The organism is Streptomyces marianii (assembly GCF_005795905.1).
Taxonomy (GTDB): Bacteria; Actinomycetota; Actinomycetes; order Streptomycetales; family Streptomycetaceae; genus Streptomyces; species Streptomyces marianii.
On sequence record NZ_VAWE01000001.1, the window covers coordinates 2,837,303 to 2,849,305 of the forward strand.

Below are 12,003 nucleotides of genomic sequence, written 5' to 3' on the forward strand. Positions count from 1 at the left end.
AGCAAATCCATATCCGTCAGCCGTTCGGGCTGGTGAGCGGGGTGACGCGTCCTCCCTCAGGCCGTGAGCTCCTGGTGCAGTGCCTCACGCAGCGCAGCCGCCCGGTCGGCGACCTCGGCGGGCCCCAGCTCCACCGCGCGGGCACACCAGCGCTGCCCCTCGGCGAGCTCGCCCCGGCGCGCGGCCAGCAGGGCGAGACGGAGCGCGGCGCGTCCGTGCCCGGCGCGGGCGGCGCGGGCCCACCACAGGGCGGCCTCGCGCTCGTTGCCCTCGCGGGCGAGAAGCAGCCCCAGGTTGAACGCGCCGTTGCGGCTTCCGGCCTCCGCCGCCTCCCGGTACCAGCGGACGGCCTCGGCCACATCGCCACGGGCCGCGGCGAGCATGCCGATGCGCACCTGGGCCCGGCGGTGCCCCTGCTCGGCGGCGCGCTCGTACCACTCCTCGCACTCGGTCTTCTCGCTCATGGGCTCACCGAGCGCGGGCGCGCCCGGCGGCGGCTGGCGCGCGTCGAGCAGAGTCGCGAGCCGGAACGCCGCCTCGGCGCTTCCGCTGCCCGCGGCACAGCGCAGATGACGCTCGGCCGCCTGCTCGTCGCCGTCGCGCAGACAGGCGATCCCGACCTGCAGGGCTGCCTCGGTGTGCCCGGCCGCGGCAGCCCGCTCGTACCAGCGCAGCGCCGTACGGTCCTCGTCCCGGCCGGCGTACAGGATGCCGAGGTTGAACGCGGCGTCGACACTGCCCGCCTCCGCGGCCTTCGAGAACCAGGGCTCGGCACCCACCGGGTCCCCGGCCTGCAGCAGCAGGACGGCGAGCGCGTTGGCGGCCTCGCGGTGCCCGGCGTAGGCCGCGCGGCGGTACCACTGCTCGGCCTGGCCGGTGCGGCTCTGGGCCGCGCACAGCAGACCGAGGTTGTACGCCCCGTTCACATCGCCCGCGTCCATCGCTGCGCGGTACCAGCGCTCGGCGGACTGCTGCTCACCGCGTGCAGCGTGCAGCGCACCCAGCGCGTTGGCAGCGTTGCCGTCGCCTTCCTGGGCGGCCCGCAGCCACCACACGGCGGCGCTCTCCTCGTCGCCGGCGTCCTTCAGCAGGAATCCCAGCGCGCAGGCGGCACGCGCCTCCCCGTCCTTGGCTGACGTGAGGTACCAGCGCGCGGCCTCCTTCAGCTCGCCCCGACGCTCCAGGATGCCGCCGAGGTGCAGCGCGGCCCGGCGGTGCCCGCGGGCGGCCGCCTGCCGGTACCACTGCTCCGCCTCGTCCGGATGCCCGGACGCACCGGGTACCGCGTCCTCGGCGGTGCCGGACGGCACCACCGGCGCGGTCGCCGCGAAAGGCTCGGCGGCGCGGGCGGCGGGAACACGGACCGCCTCGGCGGCGCGGCCGCCCGCTTCCACGTGCTTGGACCTGTTCGCGTGCTTGGGCCGGTCAGCGCCCTTCGCCTTCTGCGCGTCCTGGGCCGCACCCGTGCGGCCGGCCGTGCCGGATTCCACGGCCTCCTCGACGGGGCCGCCCCTGTCCTTGACCGTCACGTCGCCGCGTTGGCAGGTCGGCGGGCCCGGGGAGGGGCCCCGTCCGGGGACCGCCGCTCCAGCACGCGCGCCAGCCGGTAGGCGGCGGGCCCCGTCCGGGGACCGCCGCTCCAGCACGCGCGCCAGCCGGTAGGCGGCCTCACGGTGCCCCTGCTCGGCGGCCGCGCGCAGCCAGCGCTCGGCGCCCTGCTCGCTGCGGTGTTCCAGCAGGTCGGCCAGGGCGTAGGCGCCGAGGGCGTGCCCCTGCTCGGCGGACTGACGCAGCCAGTACTCGGCGGCCGGCTCGTCGCCCCGCTCCCGGAAGTGCCGGCCGAGCGCATGTGCCGCCGCCGCGGAACCGGCGACCGCCGCGATCCGCCACCAGCCCGCCGCCTCGTCGGCGTAGCCGCGCTGGTGCAGCAGCACACCCAGGTTGTTCGCGGCGGCGCGGTCGCCCTCGGCGGTGGCAGCGCGCAGATGCGGCTCCGCCCCGTCCAGGTCACCCCGGCGCAGGAGCATCGCCCCGAGGACGCTCATGGACGCCGCGTCCCCCGCCTCGGCGGCACGGCGGTGCCGGGCCTCGGCCTCCGCCTCGATGTCCGTCACGGGCAGGGGTTCCACCGCGGTCAGGGACTCGAGCGGGTCGACGGCGTCGATCGCCATCGCATCGGCCGCGGCCACCGCGGCCACCGCGGTGGCGGCGTGCTCGTGCACAAACCGCCCCGTTTCCAACAGCGTTGTCCCGTCCCCCATAAATTCCATCGTCGCACCACCCGCAACCCGCGTACACCTGGTATACCGCAGCCAGTGAGGTCACTTCAGCGTTTTGTCGACATGCCCACAGAGAGACAAGTCAAACACCCGCCACCTCAGGACGCCGGACTCAACTCGCCCCAAACGGGACACACTTCGGGAACAACCGCCGTTGACACACGTCGAGGGCCCGGATCCTGATGGATCCGGGCCCTCGATCTCAGTAGCGGGGACAGGATTTGAACCTGCGACCTCTGGGTTATGAGCCCAGCGAGCTACCGAGCTGCTCCACCCCGCGTCGTTGTGTACCTACAGTACCACGGTGCGGGGTGGAGCCTGTCCGGCAAACCACCCGTTCGGTCAGCCTCCGGGTTTACCCGACGGTGCGCCGGGGGCCTGCGACTGTGCCGCCGCCGCCCGTTCGAGCGCCGCCTGGAGATCCGCCTGGGCCTTGCCGTACGCCGTCCAGTCGTTCTTCTTGAGCGCCTCCTGGCCCGCCTCGTACGCCTTCTGGGCGTCCGCGATGGCCTGCTTCAGCGCCGCGCTGCCCGTCGCCGGCGGCTGGGGTGTGGTGTCACCGGGCTCCGTCGGCGGCTGCGTCGTGGGCGGCGGCTCGGCGCCCTCCACTCCGAACACCGCGTTCAGCGCCTCCGCCAGGCTGTCCTTGAAGACCGGCTTGCCGCCGTAGGACACCGCCACCTTCTTCAGCAGCGGGTAGTTGGCGGCACCGCCTCGGGCGTACACCGGCTCGACGTACAGGAAGCCTCCGTCCAGCGGGACCGTGAGCAGGTTGCCGTAGTCGATCTCGGAGTCGGTGCCCCGCAGGTCACGGACGAACGTCGCGACCTCCGGAACACTGTTGAGCTCGCTCTGCACCTGCGAGGGGCCCTGCACGGTCGAGGTCACCCTCAACAGTCTGATCGAGCCGTACCCCTTGCTGTTCGCGTCGGCGTCGACGGCCATGAACGCGCCCAGGTTGGGGCGTCCGCTGGGCGTGAACGTCGTCGTCAGCGAGAACTTCTGCTCCTGCTCGCCCGGCATCTTCAGGCTCAGGTAGTACGGCGGGACCGCGCTGCCGTCCTTCTGCGTCGGGTCGTTCGGCACCTGCCAGGCGTCACTGCCCGTGTAGAACTGCTCGGGGTCGGTCACGTGGTACCGCGTGAGCAGCTCGCGCTGGACCTTGAACATGTCCTGCGGGTACCGGAGGTGGGCCAGCAGGTCCGGCGCGATCTCGTTCTTCGCCTTGACCGTGTCCGGGAAGGCCTTCATCCAGGTCTTCAGGACCGGGTCCTCGGTGTCCCACTGGTACAGGTCGACCGTGCCGTCGTAGGCGTCGACGGTGGCCTTCACCGAGTTGCGGATGTAGTTCACCTGGTTCTGCTGCGCGACGACGGCCCGCTGGCTGTCGGTCAGCGAGTCGGCCGTGGTGTCCCCGAGCGTCGTGCGCGACGCGTAGGGGTACCCGTTCGTCGTGGTGTAGGCGTCGACGACCCACTTGATACGGCCGTCGACCACCGCCGGATAGGCGTCCCCGTCGATGGTGAGCCACGGGGCCACCGCCTCGACGCGCTCCTTGGGCGTGCGGTTGTAGAGGATCCGCGAACCGTCGCCGATCGCCCCGGAGTAGAGGATCTGCGGCTCGCTGAACGCCACCGCGTACGCGGCCCGGTTGAACGGCCCGGAAAGGTCGACCCCGCTCTTGCCCTTGAAGCTGGTGGTCACCTCACCGTTCTTCTCGTAGTCCAGTTCCTTCTGCGGGCCGCCGACGATCGAGTACTGCTCGGTCTTCTCGCCGTAGTAGACCCGCTGCTCGTACGTGCCGAGCTGGCCCTCGGTGGGCAGGCCGGACTCGATGAAGTCCGGGGCGCCGACCGTGCCCTGGTCCTCGTTGGTGATCGTGTTCGTGCCCTTGGCCGCGATCGCGCCGTAGCCGTGGGTGTAGGTGAAGTGGTCGTTGATCCAGTTGCGCTTGGGAATGCCCTTGATGTTGAGCTCGCGCAGACCGATGACCGTGTCCTGCGGCTTGCCGTCGGGGCCGGTGTACCGGTCCACGTCGAGGGTCGCCGGGAACTGGTAGTACTTACGCTCCTGCTGGAGCTGCTGGAAGGCGGGCGAGACGATGTTCGAGTCGACGAGCCGGTAGCTTGCGGCCGTGGCGGCCTGCTCGCGCTGCTCGGCCTTCCGCTTCCGGTCGCCCTTGCCCCCGTAGTTCTCGGACTTCGCCGCGTCGATGCCGTAGGCCTTGCGCGTGGCATCGATGTTCTTCTTGATGTACGGGGATTCCTTGGCCTGCTCGTTCGGCTGGACCTGGAACTTCTGCACGATGGCCGGGTACAGGCCGCCGATGAGGATGGCCGAGAGCACCATCAGCCCGAAGCCGATCACCGGCAGCTGCCAGGTACGCCGCCACAGCGTCGCGAAGAACAGCACGGCGCAGATGACGGCGATGCAGAACAGGATCGTCTTCGCGGGCAGATACGCGTTCGCGTCCACGTACCGCAGGCCCGTCCAGTTGCCCGCGGCCTTGAAGTCACTGGACTTCACGGCCAGGCCGTAGCGGTCCAGCCAGTACGCCACGGCCTTGAGCGCGACGAAGAAGCCGAGCAGCACCGACAGATGGCCGGTGGCCGCTGCGGTGGCCCGCGCCCCGGGGCTGGTGACGCGCAGCCCGCCGTAGAGGTAGTGGGTGAGGACCGCGGCGATCAGGGAGAGCACGGCCGCGGCGAAGCCGAAGCCCAGCAGGAACCGGTACCAGGGGAGGTCGAAGGCGTAGAACGCCACGTCCATCCCGAACTGGGGGTCCTTCTGGCCGAACGGCACGCCGTTGACCCACATCAGCCACGTGCGCCACTGGGAGGACGCGGACGCTCCGGCGATCAGCCCGACGAGCGCGGTGACCCCGAGGAGCACCCACTTCTTGTACGGAGCGATGCCCATCCGGTACCGGTCGAGGCTCTGCTGCTCGAGCGACATCGCGCTCAGCGGCGGCCGCAGCCGGTGCGCCAGCCAGATGTTCAACCCGACCGCGGCGGCCATCAGCAGGCCGAAGACCGCGAACAGACCGATCTTGGTCCAGAGGGTCGTGGTGAACACCGACGAGTACTTCACCGAGCGGTACCAGAGCCAGTCGGTCCAGAACCCGGCGAACATGACAAAGGCCATGGCGAGCACGGCCAGCACGCCGAGCGTCATCAGCAGCGTCCGTACGCGCCGGGACGGCCGGCCCACTCTGATCCGTGGCCCTGTCGGGCCTCCGCCGCGGTCCGGCATCTGGAAAGCCAACGTGCGCCCCTCGAAGTTCGCGGTCGTGTTATGCGTTTTCCGGGTGCCGTCCCATGTGTCCGGCACCCTGTGCGGTAGGCCCACGCGATCGTAGAGCCCACTCATGCAACTTACTGAGGCTTTACCTAGTTCCCGACTCCGGGGCCGAAGGAGGCAGGATATTGAGCATGTCCAACGTTTCCCCCGGCGGCCCCCCGATGGCCGCGAGCCCGCTGACCCGCGCGGTGCTCGAAATCGACGAGTACGCGTCCGGCCTCGGCTGGGACCAGCCGGCCCGGCTCTTCGCCCTCGTCGACACCGCACAGCTGCGCACCCAGGAGCCGGGCCTCGCCGCCCAGCTCGGTCTCGACGACGGGGACGCGGCCGCTCCGCTGACCCCGGTCGAGCAGGACGAGATCCCCTCGGGCGCCCCGCTCGACGAGTTCCTCGGAACGATCGCCTGGCCCGACGCAGTGGCGGGATGCGCACTCACCGTGGAGCGACTGATGCTGCCGCCGTCGGCGGAGACCTCCGTCCCCGAGGGACTCGACGAGGCGGGCCTGGCCCAGTGGGTGGCCGCGCATCCGGACCGCCAGGAAGTCCGGATGACCGTGGCGGTGCTGCGGGACGGCGCCCGTGAGTCGGCACTGCGGCTGCGGGAGAAGGACTCCGCAACCGAGGTGCTGACCGGTGCGGACCTGGTGCCGGGGCTGGCGGACGCCCTCTCGGCCACGTTCGAGGCGTAGCAGCGCGGAGGGGGCGCGCCGCGGTCGCGGCACGTCCCCTCCGTCCTTCCCGTCCTTGCGCGTTCCGTCCCCGCGGAACCCGGTCCGCGGGGCCCCGTCCCCCGGGCGAGTTCCAGGGGCCCTTCTCAGCTCTTGGAGCAACTGGGCAGACCGGCGGTCCTCCCGCTGCGGATCTTCTCCAGGGACTTCGTCGCGTCGTCGATGGTCTTCACCCTGACCAGCGTCAGACCCTCGGGGATGTCAGAGGCGGCCGCGGCGCAGTTGTCGCTGGGCGTCAGGAAGTACTCCGCACCCGCGTTCCGCGCACCGACGAGCTTCATCTCGATGCCGCCGATGGGGCCGACCACGCCCCGGTCGTCGATCGTGCCCGTGCCGGCGATGAACTTGCCCCCCGTGAGGTCGGTCGGGGTGAGCTTGTCGACGATGCCGAGCGCGAACATCAGCCCGGCGCTCGGGCCGCCCACGTCCGCCAGCTTGATGTCGATGGCGAAGGGGAAGGTGTGGTCCGTACCGGCCGTGATGCCCACGATCGTGCGCTTGGCCTGCTTCGAACGCACCGTTCCGACCTGCACGTCCTGGGATCCCGTCGGCTCCTTGCCGGCCTTCTCGGCCGCGGCCGCCTCCTTGGCCGGGACGATCGTGAAGGTCACCTTGTCGCCGGGTTCGTGCTTGACGACGGCTTTGGAGACGTCGTCCGGCTTCTTCACCGGCGTGCCGTCGACGGCCTTGATCACATCGCCCGCGTGCAGCGTGCCCTGCGCCGGGCTGTCCTTGCGGACCGAGGAGACGACGACACGGGACTCCACCGGGATCCCCAGCTCGCGCAGGGCCGCGACCTTGGCGCTCTCCTGGGACTGGCTGAACTCCTCCGCGTTCTCCTGGTTCGACTGCTCCTCGGTCTTGCCGTCCGGATAGAGCGTCTCGTGCGGCACCACGACGTTGTCATGGGCCAGCCAGCCGTATACGACCTCGGCCAGGTTCATCCGGTAGTCCGCGCCCGTGACCCGGACCGTCGTCATGTTGAGGTGTCCGGAGGTCGGATGGGTCTTGCGGCCGGAGATCTGCAGCACCGGCTCGCCACCGGAGTCACCGAGGGTGTTCACGGTGGGACCGGGTGTCATCTCCGAGTAGGGCGGGGTCATGAGCACGCCTACGCAGAGCAGCACGATGAGGACCAGGGTGGAGGCGAGCATCGTCGCTGTGCGGCGTGGCATGGAACGACAGTACGGGACCGGTCCGTCAGTGCACCCGTCGGGCCGGTCCGTACGGGGCCCGTCGCGGACTCGCCACGGGGCGGCCGACGAGGCCCCCGAGGACCGGTGGCGTCAGACGGCGTCCGTCCCGGAACGGGACCTCTCCATCGCGTCCCGGAACCGTGCGTAGCCGGCGAGTTCCGCGACATCGCCGGTGGTCCGGTTCCTCGATGCCCAGCTTCCCCATATCGCCGCGCCGATGGCAGCGAAAAGCGGAATCAGCAACCAAGCGAGTGCCGCCATCACGACCTCCCTACCCCATGAGCTGGAACAACTGCCCGTACAGCCGACCGATCAGCAGATTAACCGTTTGCCGCTTCAACGCTCGTGCCAGGGGGGTGGTTACGCAAATCGGGCCCGGGGCCGCTGAACGGCGCGGTTACGCGCCGACCCACTCCTCCGTGCCGTCCGAGAACTGCTGGTGCTTCCAGATCGGGACCTCGTGCTTGAGGTCGTCGATCAGCTTCCGGCACGCCTCGAACGCCTCCCCCCGGTGCGGGCACGAGACGGCGACGACCACGGCCAGGTCCCCGATCTCCAGGTCGCCGACGCGGTGGACGGCCGCCAGGGCCCGGACGGGGTGTTCGGCGACGACCTTCTCCGCGACACGGCGCATCTCGGCCCCGGCGGTGGGGTGGCACGAATAGCCCAGCGCGTCGACGTCCGCGCCGCCGTCGTGGTTGCGCACCGTGCCCACGAAGAGCGCCGTGCCACCGGCAGCCGCGTCGCCCACGGCGCGGAACACCTCGTCGACGGAGAGCGGGGTGTCCCTGATCGCCAGCAGCCGGATCGGGTCCTCCGCCGCCTGCTCGCCCGGGTGATCGTTCGTGCGTCCCATGCAGCCATCGTGCCGTACACCGCCGACAAGGCGGAATAGCGCTTTCGACCGGCGGGCGGCGACGGGGGTTGGAGCCTTCTACAGGAGGAGCCCGTTACTCGGGAGACGCCCGGCCCGCGGGGCGGCACCGGCTAGGGCGTGTTGCGAAAGTCCCTCCTGGCCCGCGACGCCGGGCACGCACGCTCGCTGCGTTGTCGGAGTCATCCAAGTACGTCCAGTACGAGGTCGATCCGGCAACGCCGCGAGTCGCCGTGCCGGACGCCGCGACGGGGCGAACGTCGCCTGACGCGGCACTAGCTAGAGCCCCCGGCGCTTGCGGGCGCGGCGTACCAGGGCCGCCGTGCCCAGCAGGGCGACGGTCGCGCCCGCGGCGCCCGCCGCGGCGGTGGCGTCCTTGCGGCCGAGACGGCGGCCCGCGACGGTGTGCCTGCCCTGGACCTCCTCCAGCAGCGCGGCGAGCACCTCCTCGTTGGTCCACTGGGGACGCCAGCCGGCGTCGTGCAGCCTGCCGACGCTGACGACCCACGGATGCATGGTGTACGCGAGGTCGCCCGCCGGCGAGGGGGTGAGGCCGATCCGGTGCAGCCGCGCCGCGGCCCCGAGGGCGACCGCCGAGGGCAGCTCCATGCGCCGGATGCCGCTGAGCTCCTCGATCTCCTCCTGCTCCAGCCAGCCGTCGCAGCCGACCGCGAACTCCCCGTCGACCTTCTCCAGGGCGGCGTACTCCAGCGCGCTCACCAGGTCCTCGACATGGCAGAACTGCCAGGTGGGGCGGGATCCTGCGACGACGAGGAGCCTCGGCGACTCGAAGTAGCGGGTGAGCGCCGTGTCGGTGCCGCCGACCAGCACGGCGGGCCTGGCGACCGTGACGTTCAGGCCGGGATGCGCGCGGGGGGCGCGGCGGCCCAGGCGCTCGATCTCCAGGAGGTCGCCGACCCCCGTGGCCTCCGCCGTGGCGCGCAGCTCCGCGTCCTCCGAGAGCGGGACGTCGTTGTCGGGCAGCGCCCCGTAGACCATCGCCGAGGTGCACAGCACGACCCGGTGGACGCCCGCGGCCGCGGCGGCCGTGAGCACGGTCTGGGTACCGCGTACGTTGTACGCGGTCCGTGCCGCCGTGTCGGTCTCGAGGTCCAGGTCGAGCGCCAGGTGCACGACGACGTCGGCGCCGCGGAACTTCTCGGCGATCGCCGGATCACGCACGTCCAGGACGTGCCAGTGCGCCTCGGGCACGTCGCCCCGGCGCTCGTCGATCGCGATGACCCGGCCGATGTCGTCCGACGCGACGAGGCGCCTGGTCAGCAGGTCACCGACGCCGGAGGCGGCGCCGGTCACCGCGACCACGGGGCCGCGTCCCGTGACCGGGGTCGAGGGGTTTCGCGTAGCGCGAACCTGCGGATCTGGGGAACTCACCGGGCGTCTCCAGCGGTTGTCTTCAGTACGTGCGCGGACAGACGTGTACGTACGAGGTGGCGTCCATCCTGCCGCAGGCCGTGAGCCAGTGGAGCATCCAGTCCATGTCCGGCTTCACATGTCGACGCCTCCGCCGCCGGCCGGGCGCCGCTTAGGCTGGTGGTGATGTCGGGCATACGCCGCCGGCGGGAAGCCGGTGGCCCTACGAGCCGAGGAAACCCGTGAGTGACACCCCATTCGGATTCGGCCTTCCGCCGGAGGAGCCGGAGAACGGCGACGAGGGCAAGAAGAAGGACCCCGCCGGAGGTGGGCAGGGCTCCGGCGGCCAGGGCGGCCCGGCCAACCCCTTCGGGTTCGGGTTCCCGGGCGGCCCGGGCGGTGACAATCCGTTCGCCGCGATGTTCGGCTCGCTGAACCCGACCGACCTCGGAGCGGCCTTCCAGCAGCTCGGCCAGATGCTGAGCTACGAGGGCGGTCCGGTGAACTGGGACATGGCGAAGCAGATCGCCCGCCAGACGGTCTCCCAGGGCACGCAGGGGGGCACGAAGGACTCCAGCGTCGGCCCCGGTGAGCGTGCCGCGGTCGAGGAGGCCGTACGCCTCGCCGATCTGTGGCTCGACGGTGCGACGTCCCTGCCCTCCGGCGCCGGCAGCGCCGTGGCGTGGAGCCGCGCGGAGTGGGTCGAGGCGACGCTTCCGGCGTGGCAGCAGCTCGTCGACCCCGTCGCCGAGCGCGTCGGCGTCGCCATGGGCGATGTGCTGCCCGAGGAGATGCAGGCCATGGCCGGACCGCTGATCGGCATGATGCGCTCCATGGGCGGCGCCATGTTCGGCCAGCAGATCGGCCAGGCCATCGGCGTGCTGGCGGGCGAGGTCGTGGGCTCGACGGACATCGGCCTGCCGCTGGGTCCGGCCGGGAAGGCCGCGCTCCTCCCGCTGAACATCGAGGCGTTCGGCAGGGACCTGGGCGTCCCCAAGGACGAGATCCGGCTGTACCTGGCGCTGCGCGAGGCCGCCCACCAGCGGCTCTTCGCCCACGTTCCGTGGCTGCGCTCGCACCTCTTCGGCGCGGTCGAGGGGTACGCACGCGGGATCAAGGTCGACACGTCCAAGCTCGAGGACGTGGTGGGGCAGTTCGACCCCGCGCACCCCGAGCAGGTGCAGGAGGCCCTCCAGCAGGGCATGTTCCAGCCGGAGGAGACCCCCGAGCAGAAGGCCGCGCTGGCCCGTCTCGAGACCGCGCTCGCTCTGGTGGAGGGGTGGGTGGACGCCGTGGTGCACGACGCGGCCAAGAACAGGCTGACGTCGGCGGGCGCCCTGCGCGAGACCCTTCGCCGGCGCCGCGCCTCGGGCGGCCCCGCCGAGCAGACGTTCGCCACGCTCATCGGGCTCCAGCTGCGTCCGCGCCGGCTGCGGGACGCCTCCCGGCTGTGGGCTTCGCTCACCGACGCCCGCGGCATGGACGGCCGCGACGGCCTCTGGGCGCACCCGGACATGCTGCCGACGGCCACCGACCTCGATGATCCGGACGGGTTCGTCCACCGTGAGCAGCTCGACTTCTCGGAGCTCGACAAGATGCTCGGCGAGGCGGCCGAGGGCCGGGACGGGGACGACACCGACAAGTGAGCCTGTACCACGACGCCGTCCGTGTACTCGAGGAGTACGACGGCGGGGAAGCGCTGCGCCGGACGTACCTGGACCATCTGGCGAACCATCCCGACGGCATGTGGAAGGCGTGCGACGCCGGCCATCTCACGGCCAGCGCTCTGGTCGTGGACCCGGCGCAGGAGCGGGTGCTGCTGACCCTGCACAGGAAGCTGGGCATGTGGCTCCAGATGGGCGGCCACTGCGAGCCGGGGGACGCCACGCTCGCGGACGCGGCACTGCGCGAGGCGACCGAGGAGTCGGGCATCCCCGGGCTGACCCTGCTGCCGGGCGGCCCCGTGACGCTGGACCGGCATGCGATCCCGGCGCCGTGCCACTGGCACCTGGACGTGCAGTACGCGGCGCTGGCGGCGCCCGGCGCGGCTCCGGCGATCAGTGACGAGTCGCTCGATCTGCGGTGGTTCGGCTACGAGGAGGTGGCGAGCGTCGCCGACGCGTCGGTCGTACGCCTCCTGGAGCGGACCCGGGCCCGGCTCTGACCAGGGCCCGGCCTCCGGAGACCGTCTGCCCGCCGTACCGCTCCCCCGGGGCCGGGGAGCGGGACGGCGCGGTACCGGTCCGCGAGCGCGC

The 12,003-nt window shown here is 71.6% G+C and carries 9 protein-coding genes and 1 tRNA gene; 3 read left to right on the forward strand and 7 right to left on the reverse strand.

Annotation, left to right across the window (positions count from 1 at the left end; translation table 11 throughout):
* Positions 1-56: 56 nt before the first annotated feature.
* The 3 genes from FEF34_RS12675 to FEF34_RS12685 form a co-directional block, all read right to left on the reverse strand.
* On the reverse strand, positions 57-2,270 hold the full coding sequence (locus tag FEF34_RS12675) for a tetratricopeptide repeat protein (protein ID WP_138053280.1): 2,214 nt from the start codon (positions 2,268-2,270) through the stop codon (positions 57-59).
* A 215-nt stretch (positions 2,271-2,485) separates the two neighbouring features.
* A tRNA-Met gene (locus tag FEF34_RS12680) sits at positions 2,486-2,559 on the reverse strand.
* Positions 2,560-2,621: 62 nt separating this feature from the next.
* A complete protein-coding gene (locus FEF34_RS12685; RefSeq protein ID WP_171053288.1) occupies positions 2,622-5,531 on the reverse strand; it encodes a UPF0182 family membrane protein in 2,910 nt (969 codons plus the stop codon).
* Positions 5,532-5,710: 179 nt separating this feature from the next.
* Between FEF34_RS12685 and FEF34_RS12690 the strand changes: the two genes are divergently transcribed.
* The gene (locus FEF34_RS12690) at positions 5,711-6,268 is read left to right on the forward strand and encodes a PPA1309 family protein (RefSeq protein ID WP_138053282.1); all 558 of its coding nucleotides are present in this window, start codon (positions 5,711-5,713) and stop codon (positions 6,266-6,268) included.
* Between the two features lie 125 nt (positions 6,269-6,393).
* Here the strand turns inward: FEF34_RS12690 and FEF34_RS12695 are convergent, their stop codons facing one another.
* The 4 genes from FEF34_RS12695 to FEF34_RS12710 form a co-directional block, all read right to left on the reverse strand.
* A complete protein-coding gene (locus FEF34_RS12695) occupies positions 6,394-7,482 on the reverse strand; it encodes a YlbL family protein (protein WP_138053283.1) in 1,089 nt (362 codons plus the stop codon).
* 111 nt (positions 7,483-7,593) lie between these two features.
* Entirely contained in the window at positions 7,594-7,764 is a 171-nt protein-coding gene (locus FEF34_RS41210; protein WP_171052930.1) for a hypothetical protein, read from the reverse strand.
* A gap of 136 nt (positions 7,765-7,900) precedes the next feature.
* Positions 7,901-8,359 carry a molybdenum cofactor biosynthesis protein MoaE gene (locus FEF34_RS12700; RefSeq protein WP_138053285.1) on the reverse strand — a complete coding sequence of 153 codons (459 nt, stop codon included), beginning with the start codon at positions 8,357-8,359 and terminating at the stop codon, positions 7,901-7,903.
* A 297-nt stretch (positions 8,360-8,656) separates the two neighbouring features.
* Positions 8,657-9,769, reverse strand: coding sequence for an SDR family oxidoreductase (locus FEF34_RS12710; protein WP_138053289.1), 1,113 nt, complete (start codon positions 9,767-9,769; stop codon positions 8,657-8,659).
* 221 nt (positions 9,770-9,990) lie between these two features.
* Here FEF34_RS12710 and FEF34_RS12715 point away from each other — a divergent pair, with 221 nt between their 5' ends.
* Together FEF34_RS12715 and FEF34_RS12720 are read left to right on the forward strand one after the other, a co-directional pair.
* On the forward strand, positions 9,991-11,394 hold the full coding sequence (locus tag FEF34_RS12715; protein WP_138053291.1) for a zinc-dependent metalloprotease: 1,404 nt from the start codon (positions 9,991-9,993) through the stop codon (positions 11,392-11,394).
* A complete protein-coding gene (locus tag FEF34_RS12720) occupies positions 11,391-11,912 on the forward strand; it encodes an NUDIX hydrolase (RefSeq protein WP_138053292.1) in 522 nt (173 codons plus the stop codon). Before FEF34_RS12715 ends, FEF34_RS12720 begins: the two co-directional genes overlap by 4 nt.
* The last annotated feature ends 91 nt before the right edge of the window (positions 11,913-12,003 follow it).

Bases quoted from the DNA above. Each gene is read 5' to 3' on its own strand.
- FEF34_RS12675 (WP_138053280.1), bottom strand. From the start codon at position 2,270: ATGGAATTTATGGGGGACGGGACAACGCTGTTGGAAACGGGGCGGTTT.
- FEF34_RS12685 (WP_171053288.1), bottom strand. From the start codon at position 5,531: ATGCCGGACCGCGGCGGAGGCCCGACAGGGCCACGGATCAGAGTGGGC.
- FEF34_RS12690 (WP_138053282.1), top strand. From the start codon at position 5,711: ATGTCCAACGTTTCCCCCGGCGGCCCCCCGATGGCCGCGAGCCCGCTG.
- FEF34_RS12695 (WP_138053283.1), bottom strand. From the start codon at position 7,482: ATGCCACGCCGCACAGCGACGATGCTCGCCTCCACCCTGGTCCTCATC.
- FEF34_RS41210 (WP_171052930.1), bottom strand. From the start codon at position 7,764: ATGGCGGCACTCGCTTGGTTGCTGATTCCGCTTTTCGCTGCCATCGGC.
- FEF34_RS12700 (WP_138053285.1), bottom strand. From the start codon at position 8,359: ATGGGACGCACGAACGATCACCCGGGCGAGCAGGCGGCGGAGGACCCG.